The sequence below is a fragment of the Brevibacillus sp. DP1.3A genome, from assembly GCF_013284245.2.
In the GTDB taxonomy this organism is placed as follows: Bacteria; Bacillota; Bacilli; order Brevibacillales; family Brevibacillaceae; genus Brevibacillus.
Map to the genome: position 1 here is coordinate 25001 of NZ_CP085876.1, position 19303 is coordinate 44303.

The window sequence follows — 19303 nt, forward strand, 5'->3', positions numbered from 1 at the left end:
AATAGCTCACTGGTCGAGTGACTCTGCGCGGAAAATGTAACGGGGCTAAACGTATCACCGAAGCTATGGCAGTCCTTACGGACTGGGTAGGGGAGCGTTCCAAGCAGCAGTGAAGCCGTACTGGAAAGAGCGGTGGAGCGCTTGGAAGTGAGAATGCCGGTGTAAGTAGCGAAAAGACAAGTGAGAATCTTGTCCACCGAAAGCCTAAGGTTTCCTGGGGAAGGCTCGTCCTCCCAGGGTTAGTCGGGACCTAAGCTGAGGCCGAAAGGCGTAGGCGATGGACAACAGGTTGATATTCCTGTACCACCTCTGTTCCGCTTGAGCAATGGCGTGACGCAGGAGGATAGGGTGAGCGGCCTACTGGATGGCCGTCCAAGCAGTGAGTGTGGTGTGTAGGCAAATCCGCACACCGATAAGCATGAGCTGTGATGGCGAGGGAAATTTAAGTACCGAAGTCCCTGATTTCACACTGCCAAGAAAAGCGTCTAGCGAGGAACAAGGTGCCCGTACCGCAAACCGACACAGGTAGGCGAGGAGAGAATCCTAAGGTGCGCGGGATAACTCTTGCTAAGGAACTCGGCAAAATGGCCCCGTAACTTCGGGAGAAGGGGCGCCTCGGTAGGGTTAATAGCCCGAGGGGGCCGCAGTGAAAAGGCCCAAGCGACTGTTTAGCAAAAACACAGGTCTCTGCGAAGCCGCAAGGCGAAGTATAGGGGCTGACGCCTGCCCGGTGCTGGAAGGTTAAGGGGATGAGTTAGCGCAAGCGAAGCTTTGAACCGAAGCCCCAGTAAACGGCGGCCGTAACTATAACGGTCCTAAGGTAGCGAAATTCCTTGTCGGGTAAGTTCCGACCCGCACGAAAGGCGTAACGACTTGGGCGCTGTCTCGGCAAGAGACCCGGTGAAATCATAATACCTGTGAAGATGCAGGTTACCCGCGACAAGACGGAAAGACCCCATGGAGCTTTACTGTAGCCTGGTATTGGAACTTTGTGCATCATGTACAGGATAGGTGGGAAGCTGAGAAGCAGGGGCGCCAGCCTCTGTGGAGCTGTCGGTGGGATACCACCCTTGATGTACGGAGTTTCTAACTCGTCGCCCTTATCGGGCGAGAGGACCATGCCAGGTGGGCAGTTTGACTGGGGCGGTCGCCTCCTAAAAGGTAACGGAGGCGCCCAAAGGTTCCCTCAGAATGGTCGGAAATCATTCGTAGAGTGTAAAGGCAGAAGGGAGCTTGACTGCGAGACCTACAAGTCGAGCAGGGACGAAAGTCGGGCTTAGTGATCCGGTGGTTCCGCATGGAAGGGCCATCGCTCAACGGATAAAAGCTACCCTGGGGATAACAGGCTTATCTCCCCCAAGAGTCCACATCGACGGGGAGGTTTGGCACCTCGATGTCGGCTCATCGCATCCTGGGGCTGAAGTAGGTCCCAAGGGTTGGGCTGTTCGCCCATTAAAGCGGTACGCGAGCTGGGTTCAGAACGTCGTGAGACAGTTCGGTCCCTATCTGTCGCGGGCGTAGGAAGTTTGAGGAGAGCTGTCCTTAGTACGAGAGGACCGGGATGGACGCACCGCTGGTGCACCAGTTGTCACGCCAGTGGCACAGCTGGGTAGCTATGTGCGGACGGGATAAGCGCTGAAAGCATCTAAGCGTGAAGCCCCCTCCAAGATGAGACTTCCCACAGCGCAAGCTGGTAAGACCCCTCATAGACGATGAGGTTGATAGGTTCGGTGTGGAAGCGCGGTAACGCGTGGAGCTGACGAATACTAATCGGTCGAGGACTTATCCACACACTTAGCAACTGATCATGCAGATCCAGTTTTCAGGGAATAAAAGAAACCTTCTTGCTGATGATGGCAGGAAGGTTTTTTCGTGTAGATAAAGCGGTGGCAGGAAAACTAATACAGATCTGAGGGCAAAGAGGGAAGGGGCATCCAGTGATTTCGGTGAAAATGCCTTCGAATAACCGAGGGAAAGGTATCCATGTGGTTATCCAAAAAATGTTCAACTAAATATCGCTCAACAAGTCCGTGAGACATCGTTAGCTCTGCCCACCATTCCGTTTCATAGCGGCAAAGCATGCTGAGTACATAAAGCAGCAAATAATGACTGGCCCATTCGGGAAGAGGTAGAGAAGAAGCAGACCCATTCCAAAAGAAGAGGACGTTCTGATGCAAACGAAATAACGGGTGTTGATCCAGTTCAGACAGGGCACACTGAGGAAGGGTCAGTTCCTTTATGTTTTTACTATTTACCGAGGCGAGTTTTTCCAAGTTACAAACAGATGGAGCCAGCCTGCGAATGTACTGGATGAAGGTCTCAGTTGAATAGGACAGTGGCCCGTCCGTTTTTTCAGGAAAGGTAATGCGAACCAAATCATCCTGACTTATATGCTCAATCTTTAGCGTTAACCAGTTACGCGGTTTATCCGTAGCAATTCCGTAACTATCGCTGACGCTGGGGATGGATGAAAATAAGTCATGGACTGAATAGCGGTCTTGTAACGGCGCAAGCTGGAACGCGTGAGCTAATTGCGCAAAAAACCCTTCCTTTTGTGGACGAACTTCGTCTTCCATGAGCATATAGGCGTTTCGTTTAAGCTTTCGTGTCGTGACACCATGTTGAAGAACACGACTGTTTTGGGGATAATACGGATCACGAGTCAATAACATCGCCTTCAACAAGTGAGAGCAGCCATAAAACAGCAACAATGGCTGGATAGACAAGTCGGCAACAGCGGAAGTGGAATAAAAATGTCTGGCTTGTCTCCAGAGAAACAGGAAACGCGAGCTTTGTTGAAAAGCTAGTCGCTCCGCATGCTCAACACCCATGTCGTGATAGCAGGCAGCCAAATATTTACGTGCAGTTGGTTCTGTCTCAAAATAGCGTAATGTTTTCCAAGCGTTATCCATGTTACCCACCTTTACCAATTTTCGTAATATGGTTAAGTTTCCTTAATTGTTTTTTGATTTATCTGTCTAATTGAATCTATAACCGAACGATATACTCATTTCTTGACAGTAAATTAAGCCGTTTGTTAAACTGTCTTAAACCATTCGCCGAGAGGAGCTTTCAACTGTGCGGGAAGACAAATTTGTTAAAGAGGGCTTAACGTTTGACGATGTATTGCTCATTCCAGGAAAATCTGAAGTTTTGCCAAGGGATGTTGATCTACGAGTACAATTGAGTGAGAATGTGAAGCTGAATATTCCTCTGATCAGTGCTGGTATGGACACCGTAACGGAGTCTGGACTTGCAATCGCCATGGCTCGCCAAGGTGGTATCGGGATTGTCCATAAAAACATGTCCATCGAGCAACAAGCAAGCGAAGTAGATCGTGTAAAACGCTCTGAAAGTGGCGTTATTACTAATCCATTCTCTTTGTCTCAAGAGCATACCGTCGAAGAAGCGAATGCTCTCATGGGTAAATATCGTATCTCCGGTGTTCCGATTGTCGATGACAATCAAAAGCTGATCGGAATTCTCACCAACCGCGATCTGCGCTTTGTACATGACTTCTCCATCAAGATCAAAGAGGTTATGACCAAGGAAAACCTGGTGACGGCTCCTGTCGGTACCACATTGCAACAGGCAGAATTGATTTTGCAACAACATAAGATCGAAAAGCTCCCGTTGGTGGATGAGAACAACACTCTGCGTGGACTCATTACGATTAAAGATATTGAAAAGGCCATCCAATACCCGCATGCAGCAAAAGATAAACAAGGGCGCTTGCTGTGCGGTGCTGCTGTTGGGGTATCTGCTGACACGTTTGAGCGCACAGCTGCACTGGTACAAGCTGGCGTGGACGTATTGGTGATCGATACCGCTCATGGGCATTCCAAAGGCGTACTTGAAACGGTAAAAGCAGTTCGCAAAGAATACCCAACGCTCACAATCGTCGCAGGAAACGTTGCAACTGGACAAGCTACTCGCGATCTGATCGAAGCTGGGGCATCTGTGGTGAAGGTTGGTATCGGTCCTGGTTCCATTTGTACAACTCGTGTAGTAGCAGGTATCGGTGTTCCTCAAATTACAGCGATCCACGATTGTGCACAAGTAGCGCGAGAGTACAATATTCCAATTATTGCCGACGGCGGCATTAAATACTCCGGTGATTTGCCAAAAGCAATTGGTGCAGGTGCTTCTGTGATCATGATCGGCAGTCTGTTCGCCGGTACAGAAGAAAGCCCGGGCGAATTCGAGATTTTCCAAGGTCGTCGTTTCAAGGTATATCGCGGAATGGGATCGATTGGCGCGATGAAAGCCGGCAGTAAGGACCGTTACTTCCAAGAGAACGCACAAAAGCTCGTTCCGGAAGGGATCGAAGGCCGTGTTCCTTACAAAGGCCCATTGGCGGATGTCACGTATCAGTTGATTGGTGGACTGCGTGCAGGTATGGGATACTGCGGAGCGAAGACCATCGAAGATTTGATTCAAAACTCCCAGTTCGTCCGCATTACCGGTGCTGGCTTGCGTGAGAGCCACCCACACGATGTACAAATTACAAAAGAATCACCTAACTACTCGATTTCCTAAGCGAAAAATAGTACGGAAGACCCAGGTCCCCTTTCTTTTAATAAGAGAGGGGATTTTTACTAGCTACTAACTTGTGGAAATAGGAGGAATCTCGCTTCAAGCCACCCTGTAACCTATGGTACACTTACAATTGTGTGCTTGTTTCATGAAAAAATAAAATCGACAGAAATAGGAGAGTGAGAGATTACATGAAGCGAAAGACATGGACAAAGCGATTGACAGGTCTGTTCCTTTCGGTCGCTGTTTTTGCTACAGCAATGGGAGGAATGGTTTCAAAGGTGGAAGCTGCCCCTGTAGCATCTCAAGCGAATTTACAACTGGAAGCGAAGTCTGCCATTCTTGTTGAGGCATCGACGGGAAGGGTTCTCTATAGTAAAGATCCTGACGTAGCACTTCCGGTAGCTAGCATGAGTAAAATCATGTCTGAATACCTGGTTCAGGAAGCCGTTAAACAAAAGAAAATTAACTGGGATGATGTTGTCCCGGTAAGTGAGTATGCTTTTTATATCGCGAAAATTTCAGATTCGTCTGGTGTGTACCTGAATTTAGGTGAATCATTTACAGTTAAACAATTGTCAGAAGCGATGACAGTCGTTTCTGCTAACGACGCAACCGTACTTTTGGCTGAGAAGGTCGCAGGCAGTGAAGCTGCCTTTGTTGAAATGATGAACAAAAAAGCAGTAGAGCTTGGTATGAAAAATACGATGTTTGTCACTTCTACAGGTTTGCCAGCTAATGAGTTGGGCCCGTATTCAGTGAAAACCGATCAACCAGAAAATCTGATGTCGGCACGCGATTCGGCTATCCTCGCACGTGCTCTGATCCGTGATTTCCCTGAGGCATTGGAAGTTTCCAAAAAAACAAACTTCACATTCCGAACAGGTACCCCACAAGAGTGGAGCAAGAAAAGCTTCAACTGGATGCTGCCTGGTCTGATTAGCTATTATCCGGGCGTAGATGGATTGAAAACAGGGCATACACTTGCAGCGGGCTATTGCTTTACAGGGACGGCTGTTCGTGACAACATGCGTTTGATTAGTGTAGTAATGAATACAGATAGCAATACAAAGCGTTTCGCGGAGACCAGAAAACTGTTTGACTACGGTTTTAACAATTACAAACTGACGAAACAAATGGACAAGAATGTACCAGTTAAAGGGTTTGAAATAGCCCCTGTGAAAAACGGTGTAGAGGTAACAGTTCCAGCCGTTACAGGTAGCGAAGTAAATATGATTACAAAGATCGGTACAGAAGCAAAATTCACACCAACTGTTACCTTCCAGGATCTGACCGCGCCAATTACGCAAGGACAGGTTGTTGGTAAGATCGTATTGAAAGAAGAAGGCATGAAGGATACGGATTATTTGCAGCCTGAAGACGCGACAAAAGCAGGTGTTGATGTAGTAGCAGGACAGGCAGTAGAGGAAGCCAGTTGGATTCGTCTGTTCTTCCGTAGCATCATAGAGTTTTTCAGCAATTTGTTTAGCAGTGGGACAGGAAATTAAATAACTGTTGTTTTTCCCTACATCTATCGTTTACAATGACGGTAACAAGAACCATAACAGTGCATAACAGTTTCGGTTCTGACTCATGATGTAGGGGGTAATGACATGGTACAAGTAGGAACATCCCGCGTAAAAAGAGGTATGGCTGAAATGCAAAAAGGCGGCGTTATTATGGACGTCGTAAATGCAGAACAAGCGAAAATTGCAGAAGCAGCGGGTGCTGTTGCTGTAATGGCTTTGGAGCGTGTACCGTCTGACATTCGTGCAGCTGGTGGAGTTGCGCGTATGGCGGACCTTAGCATTGTAGAGGAAGTACTGAATGCTGTTTCGATCCCTGTTATGGCGAAGGCTCGTATCGGTCATTTTGTTGAAGCGCGTGTTCTCGAGTCTCTGGGTGTAGATTATCTCGATGAGAGTGAAGTACTCACTCCAGCAGATGACTTGTACCATATCAATAAAAAAGAGTTCACTGTACCGTTTGTATGTGGCGCCCGTGATCTGGGTGAAGCTCTCCGTCGTATCGGGGAAGGTGCATCCATGATCCGCACAAAAGGTGAGCCAGGGACCGGAAACATTGTAGAGGCTGTTCGTCATATGCGCACGATGATGTCCCAAATCCGCAAAGTGCAAGCGATGTCCTACGATGAACTGATGGCGGAAGCCAAAAACCTGGGTGCCCCATACGAACTGCTTGAAGAGGTACACAAAACAGGTAAGCTGCCAGTCGTAAACTTCGCAGCAGGTGGAGTAGCAACACCAGCAGATGCTGCCCTGATGATGCAATTGGGCTCCGATGGCGTGTTTGTAGGCTCTGGTATCTTTAAATCAGAGAATCCAGAGAAGTTTGCTCGCGCGATTGTGGAAGCGACCACCCACTACACGGATTACGAACTGATTGCTCGCGTATCCAAAGGCTTGGGGACGGCAATGCCAGGAATCGAAATCTCCAAGATTCGTGAAGCTGATCGCATGCAAGAGCGCGGCTGGTAAGGTGAGTAGCATGAAAATCGGCGTACTCGCTCTACAAGGAGCTGTAGCAGAACATGTGAGAATGCTAGAAGAGGTTGGTGCCACAGCTGTCCCGGTCAAAAAAGTAGAAGAACTGGATGAGCTCGACGGGCTGGTCATTCCCGGCGGAGAAAGCACCACGATTAGCAAGCTGATGCACAAGTACGGATTCATGGAGGCGGTTCAAGAGTTTGGTAAGGCGAACAAGCCGATCTTCGGAACTTGCGCAGGAGCGATCCTTCTGGCAAAACAGATTCAAGGACAAGACGATTGCCATTTAGGGTTGATGGAGATCAAAGTCGAGCGGAATGCTTTTGGTCGCCAAAAGGAGAGCTTTGAAGCCTTGATGCCTGTTGCGGGAGTGGCGGCAGATTACCCGGCAGTGTTCATCAGAGCACCGTATATCATGGAAGTGGGAGAGAACGGTCAAGTCTTGGCCAAGCACGAAGACAAGATTGTTGTCGCCCGAAGCGGTCACTATTTGGCAGCAGCCTTTCACCCAGAATTGACCGAAGATACAAGACTGCATAAATACTTCCTCGACATGGTCAAGGAATACAGAAGCTAACTAGCTGTCATACCGGAAGATCGGCCGTAAAAAGGCGCCGATCTTCTTTTTTTCTGAAGAGATCGAGGCGGGCTACTCTTTACATACGTATAGATCCTGTAGTACAGTTAACAATAATAGTATTCATGAATGAGAATGCGATGATGAGAACAAGTACTTCACAAGAGCCAGGCCTAGAGAGTCGGTGGTAGGTGCGAACCGATCCGGTTATGTGAAGGAATCCATCTCGGAGTGGCAAAGGAACAACAACTTTGCCCGGAACCGTCCCGTTATGACGGAAGAGTGGGCATATGCATGAGGATTGCTGCATATGTCAACGAGGGTGGCAACGCGGGTATACAACACTCGTCCCTTACCAGGGGACGGGTGTTTTTTGTTTTTTTTTTAATACGATTCGGAGGGATTTACACATGTTGGACGTAAAAGTATTACGCCAGGATTTAGAAGAAGTAAAACGCCGTTTGGCTCACCGCAATGAAGATATTTCTGCGTTGGATCAATTCGTAGAAGTAGATGAAAAGCGTCGCCAAGTCATCCAAGAAGCAGAAGCGCTGAAAAATAAGCGTAACACGGTATCCGAGCAAGTAGCGGTTATGAAACGCAATAAGGAAAATGCAGACCATCTGATCGCTGAAATGAAAGAAGTAAATGAACGCATCAAGGCTTTGGATGAAGAGTTGCGCCAACTGGATGAGCAGCTGGAGTTCATTTTGCTGAGCCTCCCGAACCTGCCGCACGAAAGCACGCCGATCGGTACGACAGAAGACGATAACGTGATTGCCTGGACATGGGGAGAGCCACGTGCATTTGACTTCGAGATTAAGCCTCACTGGGAGCTGGCTAGCCAAGCAGGCATCCTCGATTTTGAAGCGGCGGGAAAGGTAACAGGAAGCCGTTTTGTTTTCTATAAAGGATTGGGCGCACGTCTGGAGCGCGCACTGATGAACTTCATGATGGATCTGCACTCGAACGAGCATGGCTATGAAGAAGTGATCCCACCGTATATCGTCAACCGCACGAGCATGACGGGAACGGGTCAATTGCCTAAGTTCGAAGAGGATGCATTCAAAATTGAGGGACCAGATTACTTCCTGATTCCAACTGCAGAGGTGCCAGTCACCAATATGCATCGTGATGAAATCATGGATGGAGCGGATCTCCCTCGCTATTACACTGCTTTCAGTGCATGTTTCCGTTCGGAAGCGGGTTCTGCTGGCCGTGATACGCGTGGGTTGATTCGTCAGCATCAATTCAACAAAGTTGAGCTGGTGAAATTCGTGAAACCAGAAGAGTCTTATGACGAACTCGACAAACTGGTGAAAAACGCTGAAAAGGTGCTTCAATTGCTTGGACTGCCATACCGTGTCCTGAGCATGTGCACAGGCGATCTTGGATTTACGGCTGCGAAGAAATTCGACCTGGAGGTTTGGATTCCAAGCGGCGACACATACCGTGAAATCTCGTCTTGCTCGAACTTTGAAGATTTCCAGGCGCGCCGTGCCAATATCCGTTTCCGTCGCGATACGAAATCGAAGCCGGAATTTGTGCATACATTGAATGGTTCTGGTTTGGCGATTGGACGTACAGTAGCAGCGATCTTGGAGAACTACCAAGAGGCAGATGGAGCAATCGTGATTCCAGAAGTTCTTCGTCCATACATGGGCGGAGTAGAAAAGATCGCACCGAAGTAATAAGCGAGAGATTTAGAAAAGCAGCTCTTGATCCATAGCGGGTCAAGGGCTGTTTTATATTGTGTACTAATACAGGTGGATTTTTTAAAAAAACGTGTTGCACTGTACTATTCTCTGTTATATAATAAAAACAAATTTTAAGAATATTGTTTTAATACAGAAATGGAGGAATGGAGAATGGACTGCTATCGGTGTGAAGGAAACGGAGAACAAAATTGCCCAAGATGTGGAGGCGTTGGTCGTGATGCCAACGGAGCGGCTTGCCACAATTGCTTGGGAGACGGGCATGTATGCTGCAGCCATTGTAGTGGCAGCGGGAATCAGGAGTAAGGACATTTTTTTTGCCACTACTGTTATATAATAAAAAACATTTTATCGATCTGTATCATAATAACTTTAGAATGAGGGAGGAGGAGCTGTTTTGACTACCGTACCTACGAATCCATATCCGCTGGAGGTGCAGATTTCCGGTGAGATGCACCCTGGTTATCAAGATATCCTGACACCAGAAGCGATTCAATTCGTGATGAAGCTGGAGCAAAGGTTCGGCGACAGACGACAACAATTGTTGGCTAAACGCGTGGAACGTCAATTGCAAATCGATGTAGGTCAGTTGCCCGATTTTCTACAGGAAACAGCGGACATTCGTAAAGGAGATTGGACTGTTGCTCCATTGCCCAAAGATTTGCAAGACAGACGGGTGGAGATTACGGGACCTTCGGGTGATCGGAAAATGGTCATCAATGCACTGAACTCGGGTGCTCGGCTTTTCATGGCTGATTTTGAGGACGCGAACTCACCGACCTGGGAGAACACCATCCAAGGCCAAATCAACATGAAGGATGCGGTACGCCGCAATATCTCTTACATCAGTCCGGAAGGCAAATCATACACCCTCAATGAAAAGACGGCGGTTTTGATCGTGCGTCCTCGTGGCTGGCATCTTGAAGAAAAACACATCCTCCTCGATCAAAAACCGATCTCCGGCAGTCTGCTTGACTTCGGACTTTACTTTTACCACAACGTAGATGCTCTTATCGCGAATCAGACAGCACCGTATTTTTACTTACCGAAACTGGAGAGCCATTTGGAGGCCCGCCTTTGGAACGACGTCTTCCTTTTCGCGCAGGATGAATTAAATATCTCACGCGGCACAATTCGCGCGACAGTATTGATCGAAACGATCCTCGCAGCTTTTGAGATGGATGAGATTCTGTACGAGCTGCGTGAGCATAGTGCAGGACTGAATTGCGGACGTTGGGATTACATTTTCAGCTATATCAAAAAGCTGCGGAATCAGCCTGATGTCATTACACCGGATCGTGCGCAAGTAACCATGACAGTTCCGTTCATGAAAGCATACACCACGCTGGCAGTGAAGACTTGCCATAAACGGATGGCGCCTTGCATTGGGGGAATGGCTGCACAAATTCCGGTGAAAAATGACCCGGTACAAAATGCAGAAGCCATCGCCAAAGTACGCGCTGACAAAGAGCGGGAAGCGTACGATGGACATGATGGGACTTGGGTTGCTCACCCTGGGCTAGTGCCGGTAGCCATGGAAGTGTTCGATCGCTTGATGAGAGAGCCGAACCAAATTTGGTACAAACGTGAAGACGTAGACGTATCTGCTAAGCATCTTCTGGCAGTCCCAGAGGGCACGATTACCGAAGCGGGTGTCCGTACGAATATTAGCGTAGGCTTGCAGTACATCGAGGCATGGTTGCGAGGCTCTGGGGCCGTGCCGATCAACAATCTGATGGAGGATGCAGCTACAGCAGAAATTTCGCGGGCACAAGTCTGGCAATGGATGCGTCACCGTCACGGAGTCTTGCAGGATGGTAAAAAGGTGACGGAAGGCTTGGTAAAGCAGTGGCTGAGTGAGGAGCTACAAGCGATAAAGCAAGCAATTGGCCAAGAGAGGTATGACAACAGCAAGTATCCGATTGCTGGTGATCTATTCTTGCAATTGGTAACGACAGAAGATTTTGAAGACTTCCTAACGGTACCGGGTTATCGCTATTTGTAAAAATATAAAGAGTGGGGGAAATGAAAATGACGAAAGTAAACAAGCAAGAAGCGATTCAACAGGTGGAGCAAAGCTGGCAAGGCGAGCGTTTTCAAGGAATTACACGCCCGTATACGGCAGAAGATGTCGTTCGTCTGCGCGGTTCCGTACAAATCGAGCATACGCTGGCTCATCTCGGAGCAGAGCGTCTGTGGAACCTCTTGCATACTGAGCACCATATTAAAGCGTTGGGGGCTTTGACCGGGAATCAAGCGATTCAGCAGGTAAAGGCAGGATTAAAAGCGATTTATTTGAGTGGCTGGCAGGTAGCGGCCGATGCCAATCTGTCTGGTCAGATGTATCCTGATCAAAGCCTCTACCCGGCAAACAGTGTTCCCCAAGTCGTAAAAAGAATTAATCAGGCATTACAACGGGCCGATCAGATCGATCAATCAGAAGGTGGTACCGAGACGAATTGGTTTGCACCGATCGTAGCAGACGCAGAAGCGGGCTTTGGTGGGCCACTGAACGTTTTTGAATTGATGAAGGGTATGATTGAAGCGGGCGCAGCAGGGGTGCATTTTGAAGACCAGCTGGCTTCCGAGAAAAAATGCGGCCATATGGGTGGGAAGGTACTGATTCCTACGCAAGCAGCCGTCCGAAACCTGATTTCCGCACGATTTGCGGCAGATGTGATGGGGGTTCCAACGATTATCGTGGCACGTACCGATGCCAATGGCGCTTTCCTGATCACCAGCGACATCGACGAGCAGGATAAACCATTCCTGACGGGTGAACGAACAGCAGAAGGCTTCTTCCGTCTACGCGGCGGGTTGGATGCAGCGATTGCTCGTGGACTGGCGTACGCTCCCTATGCAGATTTGATCTGGTGCGAGACTTCTGAGCCGAATTTGGAGGAAGCACGTCGTTTTGCAGAAGCGATCCATGCCAAATATCCGGGTAAGCTGTTAGCCTACAATTGCTCTCCTTCGTTCAATTGGAAAAAGAAGCTGGATGAACAGACCATCGCTCGCTTCCAAGAGGAGATCGGCGAGATGGGCTACAAGTTCCAATTCGTCACGCTTGCTGGCTTCCACTCCTTGAATTACAGTATGTTTGAACTAGCGCGCGGCTATCGTGACCGCGGAATGGCTGCCTACTCTGAATTGCAGCAGGCTGAGTTTGCCAGCGAAGTACATGGCTATACGGCGACCCGCCATCAGCGTGAAGTGGGTACTGGCTATTTCGATGAGGTGGCACAGATTATCTCGGGCGGCAATTCATCGACGACGGCATTGAGCGGGTCGACGGAAGAGGAGCAATTCGCCCATAATTAAATAGGAAAAGCGAAGGACTAGGTGGTTCTCTGGTATTCAGAGGGCCACTTTTTGCGTTCACGTCTATTATTCATAGAGTCTTAATAGCTTTTTAACAACGCATTTATATCAGTTTCATGTTGGTTGTTTACGATTAGCTTAGGAAAAACAAAGGAATCAAACACAAATAAAAACGAAAAGGGGCCTTAAAGATGAGAGGGAACCAGTTAAGCTGGAAACGAACCGTTGTTGTCATGACATCCGTTTTTCTGCTTGCGGGATGTGCCACCGAAACGAAATCAGGCACTTCTCTGGATACGTCGCAATTGACCCTGGATCAAATCGTGGAAAAAGCAAAGAAGGAGGGAGAAGTCAACTCCGTGGGTATGCCGGACACGTGGGCAAACTGGGGGGAGACTTGGGGTAATCTCGCAAAGGAATACGGCTTGAAGCATACGGACACGGACATGTCGAGCGCAGAAGAATTGGCTAAGTTTGAAGCAGAAAAAGAAGACGCCACAGCAGATATCGGTGACGTAGGTATTGCTTTTGGACCGTTAGCCAAGCAAAAAGGGCTGACGTTACCATACAAAACCTCTTACTGGAACGACATTCCCGACTGGGCAAAAGATGATGAAGGACATTGGTTGCTGGGCTATACCGGAACACTGGCCTTTATCACTGACAAAACAAAGGTGCAGAATCCTCCCAAGACCTGGGCAGATTTGAAAAACGGCAGCTTCAAGATCGCGATCGGCGATGTTATGAAAGCGAATCAGGCGCAGTTTGCCGTACTGGCCGCGGCCTATGCTAATGGGGGAGATGAGAAAAATATTCAGCCCGGCATAGACTTTTTCGCTGAGTTGGCAAAAAACAAGCGACTCAGTACGAGCGATCCGAGCCTTGCCAATCTAGAAAAGGGTGAGGTCGAAGTCGCAATCTTGTGGGACTTCAACGCGCTCGGGTATCGGGACAAAATCGATAAAAACCGCTTTGATGTCCTCATCCCGGAGGAAGCATCAGTCAGCAGCGGGTACGCAACTGTGATTAACAAGTACGCCAAGCACCCACACGCTGCCATGCTGGCTCGTGAATACATTCTCTCCGACGCTGGACAGTCCAATCTGGCTCGTGGCTATGCTCGACCGATTCGTGCGAATGCCAAGCTGGATGAATCCGCTAAAGCCATGTTGCTCCCTGATGAAATGTATAAAAACGCACGTCCGGTGGGCGATTTGACTGCTTGGGAAGAGACAACCAAAAAATTGCCGCAGTTATGGCAAGAGCAGGTGTTAATCCATGTGCGCTAATAAGCTCGCTATGATTGTGCTCGACGGATTGAGATTTGATACAGCCGTCTCGCACATGGGGTACCTGCATCACCTGGTCGAGTACGGTATTGCGGCCCGCTTTCAGGTACGATCGGAATTGCCCAGTCTGTCGCGCCCTTTGTACGAGGTTCTTTTAACGGGAACCCCTGTGTGGAAAAACGGAATTTCCAGCAATCAGACGGTTCGGCTTTCGCATCAGGAGAGTCTCTTTCACCTGACGCAAAAAAACGGGATGTCCAACGCTGCTGCGGCTTATGGTTGGGTAAGCGAGCTTTATAACAAGGCCCCATTCAATCCGTTTCACGACCGAATCCAATTGAACTCCGACAAGCCGATACAAAACGGGATGTTCTACTGGGAAGATCACTATCCGGATACACACTTATTTGCTGACGCCAACTTTTTATTGAATGGATACAATCCAGATTTTCTTTACGTCCACTCCATGAATATCGATGATGACGGACACAAATATACGGCTGATTCCGTGCAATATCGAAATCGCGTTCTGGCGGCAGATTCGATACTGGCAAATGTGCTTCCTGCGTGGATCGATGCGGGTTATCAAATCATCGTAACAGCCGATCATGGGATGACAGCTGATGGAAATCATGGCGGTACTTCTAGTGCTGACCGGGACGTCCCCCTGTTTGTCATCAGTAATCTGATATCTCCGGGTATTCGAGAGGAGGCAATTCCGCAATTGCAGGTGGCTCCGCTTGTCTGCCATTTGCTTGGCATCTCCCCCTCGAAAGAGATGCAGCCATTGAACGTATGAGGGCTGAGTAAGACGTCTCCCTAAGGGGGCGTCTTTTCCTCTAAGAAAGGAGCTTTTGCGATGAAACGATTTGTCAGTATGTTTTGGGTCACGACGATTCCGTTCTTTGCAATGATCGCTCTGTTTCTTCTCGTCCCGTTGCTTTCCATGATTGGAGGGAGCTTTCAGGCCGAGGGGGGCGGCGGTTTTACCATGAGTCACTATCGTGAAATTTTTTCAAATCCGTATTACTTGCAGGCTTTTGAGAACAGCGTGCTCATCTCGTTCCTGTCTGCTCTCATTGGAATCGTCGTTGCTGTTTTCGCCGCCTATGCGATTACCCGTTTTCCACAGGCTCTGCAACAGCGAGTGCTTGTCATTACCAATCTAACCTCCAATTTTGCGGGGATTCCGCTCGCTTTTGCTTTTATTGTCCTGTTGGGAAACAGTGGATTGTTTGTTTTGCTCGCGAAGCAACTGGGGATTGATTTTGGACAGACCTTTACTCTGTATTCGTGGAGCGGCTTGACGCTTGTTTATATTTATTTTCAACTGCCCCTGGCGGTAATGCTTTTGTATCCCCTGTACAACGCCATTCAAAACCAATGGATGGAAGCGGCCGAGCTGCTTGGGGCAAGTCCATGGAAGTTTTGGCTGAGAATCGGGTTTCCAGTACTGCTTCCAGGCATCGTTGGCACATTCAGCATTCTATTTGCCAATGCAATGGGTGCCTATGCTTCAGCCTACGCGCTCACCGGGAGTAACTACAATCTGGTGCCCATTCGGATTGGCGCGCTAGTATCTGGCGACATTTTTGCCAGACCCGAGCTGGGTAGCGCACTCGCAGTACTGCTCGGCCTGACGCTTGCCGGAGCCTTACTCGTGAACGAGTGGCTAACGCGGAAGATTCGGAGGGATTTGTCTTGAAGCGGATCAGTTTGCCATCCTTGTCGTTTGCGTTGGTCATGCTGTATTTGTTTTTGCCAGTAGCTGCTACCATCCTTTACTCACTGGCAACAGAGTGGAACAGCACAGTTTTGCCAGAAGGACTCACAGGAAAATGGTTTGCGGAGCTGTATGCCGATCCCCGATTCTTGCAGGCGTTCGGGCGTTCTTTTCTGCTCAGCTTTCTGACGACTGTCGTTGCCGTCGTCATTATTGTTCCTGCTGTATTCTCCATTATCGTCTACGCTCCCCGGATGGAGAGGCTGGTTCAGATTTTGGTGATGCTGACCTATGCCGTTCCGGGTGTCATTATGGCGGTCGGATTGATCCGTACTTATTCAGGAAACGGAATTCCAATGGTCATCATCACAGCCGGGGCGTATTTGGTCGGTTTGCTTCCGTATCTTTATCAGGGAACGCGCAACAGCCTGCTTGCCATGCAGGCACGTTCGTTGATGGAGGCAGCTGAGCTATTGGGTGCGAGCCACTGGCAGGCATTCGTACGGATTATCGTTCCGAATATCATGTCTGGAATTTTCGTGTCCTCACTCTTGTCGTTCTCCATTTTGTTTGGTGAATTCGTTTTGATTAACATCCTGGTGGGTGGAAGATACGAAACCCTGCAGATGTATCTATACGCCAAGCTATCGTCAAGTGGACACGTCGCCAGCGCGATTACGGTCACTTATTTTGTCCTGATGGCTATTATCACTGGCCTGGTTGTAAAATTCACGCGCCGAAGCTTCGCACGCAAGGAGGTCCCCTGATGAGTTACGTCCAAATCGAACACTTGTCCAAAACCTTTCACGGTCAACATGTGTTGCAGCAACTCGATCTTGCGATTGAAAAAGGCGAGCTGGTTACCTTGCTTGGCCCTAGCGGGTGTGGCAAAAGTACGCTGCTACGCATCCTCAGTGGTTTGACGGCTCCTGATACGGGCATGATCTACATTGACGGCAAAGATGTGACGGACGTGTCGCCAAAAAACAGACAGATCGGCATGGTGTTTCAATCGTATGCGCTTTTTCCCAATCTTACGGTCAGTCAAAACATTGCCTTTGGCCTGGAAATGAACAAAATCTCGAAAACGGAGATTCGGCTACGTGTCCAGGAAATGATTGAGCTGGTGGGATTGGTGGGAAAGGAGCAGGCTTACCCACGTGAATTGTCTGGCGGCCAGCAGCAGCGTGTGGCACTCGCCCGTTCTCTGGTCACCCGGCCAAAAGTGCTTCTGCTGGATGAGCCGCTTAGTGCGCTTGATGCCCAGATTCGTAAAAATTTGCAAAAGCAGCTACGCACAATTCAACGTGAGTTAAACATGACGACTGTGCTGGTTACGCACGATCAGGAAGAAGCCATGGCTGTCAGTGACCGCATCTACATCATGAATGGTGGACGAATCGTTCAGCACGGCAGTCCTCAAGAGATTTACACGCAACCTCGTTCTGAATTTGTTGCTCGCTTCATTGGCAATTACAACGTGCTGACTGCCGAGCAACTTAACCAAATCGCGCCTCATTTGTCTCATCCGGCAGTTGAACGTTTCGCAATCCGTCCTGAGACGTTTCGCGAACAGCCTTTGACTGCGGAGGACATCTGTTTGACCGGGAATATCGCTCAAGTAACCATGCTCGGCAATATCTCCCGTTACGAGCTGAACATTGGTGATGTTCCTGTACTGGTGGACACTCTTCACCTGACCTTCGAGCAGGAGCAGATAGGCACAACAAAAACATTGTATGTAGGTCCCAAGGATGTGATTCCGCTTTATGACACTATTGCCTGAAGAACGACAGCAAGTGATTCTGGACGAATTGAACCGCCACGGTAAAATTCAGGTGATGAGTCTGGCAAAAAACCTGGCAGTAACACCGGAGACAATACGACGTGATCTGGACCATTTGGAACAGCAACGTTTGTTAAAGCGAGTGTACGGAGGAGCAATCCCTTATCATTTGGCGAAGCGTGAGCCGCACTTTGAAAAGAAACAGGCGATCCAACAGACGGCAAAATCGAAAATCGGGCAAATAGCGGCAGAACTTTTGTCTGACGGGGATACCATCGCGCTCGATGTCGGGACGACAACACTGGAATTGGCACGTGCTATAAAGGGCCTCAACCAATTAACGATTGTCACGAACTCGCTCCCCGCCGCTTCTCTACTAAACGAGTTGTTGGAAGCCAATCAATTCAACGGTCAGGTAATTATGCTGGGGGGGCTGACCCATCCGGCCCAAAAATCAGTTGCTGGGGCGTTTACCTGCGAGCAGCTCTCTCGTTTTCATTTTGATAAAGCTTTTATTTCCTGTGGAGGAATTACGGCTGATGGCTTCACCGATTATGACATGGAAGAAACGCTGTGCTCGACCATGATGATACAGCGGGCGGAGCAAGTCTATGTATTGGGAGACACATCGAAGATCGGCCAAACGCAATTTTTTCGTATTTGCGGCTGGAAGGATGTCAGCGCGGTTGTTTGTGACCAGCCGATGCCGGATGAATGGCTTTCGTCTGGCATGCAAACTACCTGGATAAGCGAACATCCGGGAAGGAGAGACTTCATATGCTGATCGACTATCATCTTCATCTGGAAGAAGGGCCTTTTTCATTGCGTTGGCTCGACCGTACCAATGTGGCCCTCGACCACTTTTATCCGCTATCTGAACCTCGACATACCCGTGCCTGGCTGCTGGACAGTCTTGCGCGATTAAATAACCGGATGTCTCTTGGGGCATATGATCCGTCATGGATCGATCTGTATTTACGTGAGGCGTTAAACAAAGGCTTGAAGGAAGTGGGGATTGTCGATCATTTATACCGCTTTCGTGAAGCCCGTCCCTACTTTGAACGGTATATGGAGCTGGGTGACACCGATTTGGGTCGCTTGCAGCGCACATGGCTTGATCAAGTATGCACCGAGAGCCTCAGCGACTTTTGTGTCGCCATTGAGGCAGCAAAGCAGCGTTGGTCAGCAAGCGGTGTGGAGTTGCGGCTGGGGATCGAAGCGGATTACTTTATCGGCGGGGAAGCAGAATTGGAAAGCTTGCTGGCAGGTGCTTCGTGGGATTATGTGATCGGTTCTGTTCATTTTTTGCAAGGATGGGGCTTTGACAATCCTGAGACTCGCCATCTGTTTGAGCAGCATGACCTGAAACAGCTATACGCGGACTTTTTCCACACAGTTGAATCCATGATTAGGAGCAACTTGTTTGATTTTGTTGCCCATCTGGACAATCTGAAAGTATTCTCCTATCGTCCAGAGGAATCGGAGCTTGTTCCCTATTACCACCGAATCGCAACTGCTTTGACAGAAACGGATACAGCGACCGAAATCAATGCGGGCCTGTATTACCGCTATCCCGTTCAGGAAATGTGCCCCAGTCCTGCTTTCCTCGACGTTTTGGTGGCGCATGGTGTTCCACTGACACTCTCGTCCGACGCGCACTTTCCCGACGATATTGGGAGATACGTGGCGGCGAATCTGGAGATCCTCCATTCAATGGGGGTAACGGAGATTGCCACTTTTTCCGGTCGTCAACGGATCATGAAGCCAATTCGTTATGCATCAGCTATTCCAGACGAGAGCTGCTGACATGAACTGGAACGGATAGGATTTGCCGAAAAATGGATATACA

The 19303-nt window shown here is 49.0% G+C and carries 16 protein-coding genes, 1 rRNA gene and 1 other annotated feature (1 of these 18 only partly in view); of the genes, 16 read left to right on the top strand and 1 reads right to left on the bottom strand.

Annotation, left to right across the window (positions count from 1 at the left end; genetic code table 11):
• Nucleotides 1-1790: ribosomal RNA gene (locus HP399_RS00200) — 23S ribosomal RNA — on the top strand; it begins 1139 nt to the left of the window's first position.
• Between the two features lie 108 nt (nucleotides 1791-1898).
• On the opposite strand, the gene HP399_RS00205 is transcribed toward HP399_RS00200, so the two are convergent.
• On the bottom strand, nucleotides 1899-2912 hold the full coding sequence (locus HP399_RS00205; protein ID WP_173620810.1) for a YaaC family protein: 1014 nt from the start codon (nucleotides 2910-2912) through the stop codon (nucleotides 1899-1901).
• Nucleotides 2913-3078: 166 nt separating this feature from the next.
• Here HP399_RS00205 and guaB point away from each other — a divergent pair, with 166 nt between their 5' ends.
• The 15 genes from guaB (at nucleotide 3079) to HP399_RS00280 (ending at nucleotide 19260) form a co-directional block, all read left to right on the top strand.
• Nucleotides 3079-4539 carry an IMP dehydrogenase gene (gene guaB / locus HP399_RS00210; protein WP_173620809.1) on the top strand — a complete coding sequence of 487 codons (1461 nt, stop codon included), beginning with the start codon at nucleotides 3079-3081 and terminating at the stop codon, nucleotides 4537-4539.
• Between the two features lie 188 nt (nucleotides 4540-4727).
• The gene (locus HP399_RS00215; RefSeq protein WP_144618368.1) at nucleotides 4728-6044 is read left to right on the top strand and encodes a D-alanyl-D-alanine carboxypeptidase family protein; all 1317 of its coding nucleotides are present in this window, start codon (nucleotides 4728-4730) and stop codon (nucleotides 6042-6044) included.
• A 105-nt stretch (nucleotides 6045-6149) separates the two neighbouring features.
• Entirely contained in the window at nucleotides 6150-7034 is an 885-nt protein-coding gene (pdxS, locus tag HP399_RS00220) for a pyridoxal 5'-phosphate synthase lyase subunit PdxS (RefSeq protein WP_012683798.1), read from the top strand.
• Between the two features lie 10 nt (nucleotides 7035-7044).
• The gene (pdxT, locus tag HP399_RS00225; RefSeq protein ID WP_173620808.1) at nucleotides 7045-7620 is read left to right on the top strand and encodes a pyridoxal 5'-phosphate synthase glutaminase subunit PdxT; all 576 of its coding nucleotides are present in this window, start codon (nucleotides 7045-7047) and stop codon (nucleotides 7618-7620) included.
• Between the two features lie 131 nt (nucleotides 7621-7751).
• Nucleotides 7752-7976 (top strand) — a binding site (T-box leader).
• 54 nt (nucleotides 7977-8030) lie between these two features.
• On the top strand, nucleotides 8031-9311 hold the full coding sequence (gene serS / locus HP399_RS00230) for a serine--tRNA ligase (protein WP_173620807.1): 1281 nt from the start codon (nucleotides 8031-8033) through the stop codon (nucleotides 9309-9311).
• Between the two features lie 193 nt (nucleotides 9312-9504).
• The gene (locus HP399_RS00235) at nucleotides 9505-9672 is read left to right on the top strand and encodes a hypothetical protein (RefSeq protein ID WP_228088425.1); all 168 of its coding nucleotides are present in this window, start codon (nucleotides 9505-9507) and stop codon (nucleotides 9670-9672) included.
• Nucleotides 9673-9732: 60 nt separating this feature from the next.
• The gene (aceB, locus tag HP399_RS00240; RefSeq protein WP_173620806.1) at nucleotides 9733-11340 is read left to right on the top strand and encodes a malate synthase A; all 1608 of its coding nucleotides are present in this window, start codon (nucleotides 9733-9735) and stop codon (nucleotides 11338-11340) included.
• A gap of 26 nt (nucleotides 11341-11366) precedes the next feature.
• On the top strand, nucleotides 11367-12656 hold the full coding sequence (gene aceA, locus HP399_RS00245; protein ID WP_173620805.1) for an isocitrate lyase: 1290 nt from the start codon (nucleotides 11367-11369) through the stop codon (nucleotides 12654-12656).
• Nucleotides 12657-12847: 191 nt separating this feature from the next.
• Nucleotides 12848-13945: an ABC transporter substrate-binding protein gene (locus HP399_RS00250; protein WP_173620804.1), complete on the top strand. Its 1098-nt coding sequence runs from the start codon at nucleotides 12848-12850 to the stop codon at nucleotides 13943-13945.
• The gene (locus HP399_RS00255) at nucleotides 13935-14744 is read left to right on the top strand and encodes an alkaline phosphatase family protein (protein WP_173620803.1); all 810 of its coding nucleotides are present in this window, start codon (nucleotides 13935-13937) and stop codon (nucleotides 14742-14744) included. Before HP399_RS00250 ends, HP399_RS00255 begins: the two co-directional genes overlap by 11 nt.
• 60 nt (nucleotides 14745-14804) lie before the next feature.
• Nucleotides 14805-15650, top strand: coding sequence for an ABC transporter permease (locus HP399_RS00260; protein ID WP_173620802.1), 846 nt, complete (start codon nucleotides 14805-14807; stop codon nucleotides 15648-15650).
• Nucleotides 15647-16435 (top strand): ABC transporter permease, encoded by a 789-nt coding sequence (locus HP399_RS00265; RefSeq protein WP_012683806.1) that lies wholly within the window; start codon nucleotides 15647-15649, stop codon nucleotides 16433-16435. Before HP399_RS00260 ends, HP399_RS00265 begins: the two co-directional genes overlap by 4 nt.
• On the top strand, nucleotides 16435-17454 hold the full coding sequence (locus tag HP399_RS00270; protein ID WP_173620801.1) for an ABC transporter ATP-binding protein: 1020 nt from the start codon (nucleotides 16435-16437) through the stop codon (nucleotides 17452-17454). Before HP399_RS00265 ends, HP399_RS00270 begins: the two co-directional genes overlap by 1 nt.
• The gene (locus HP399_RS00275) at nucleotides 17438-18238 is read left to right on the top strand and encodes a DeoR/GlpR family DNA-binding transcription regulator (RefSeq protein WP_173620800.1); all 801 of its coding nucleotides are present in this window, start codon (nucleotides 17438-17440) and stop codon (nucleotides 18236-18238) included. Before HP399_RS00270 ends, HP399_RS00275 begins: the two co-directional genes overlap by 17 nt.
• Complete coding sequence (locus tag HP399_RS00280; protein WP_173620799.1) at nucleotides 18232-19260, top strand: histidinol phosphate phosphatase domain-containing protein; 1029 nt, start codon at nucleotides 18232-18234, stop codon at nucleotides 19258-19260. Before HP399_RS00275 ends, HP399_RS00280 begins: the two co-directional genes overlap by 7 nt.
• Nucleotides 19261-19303: the final 43 nt, after the last annotated feature.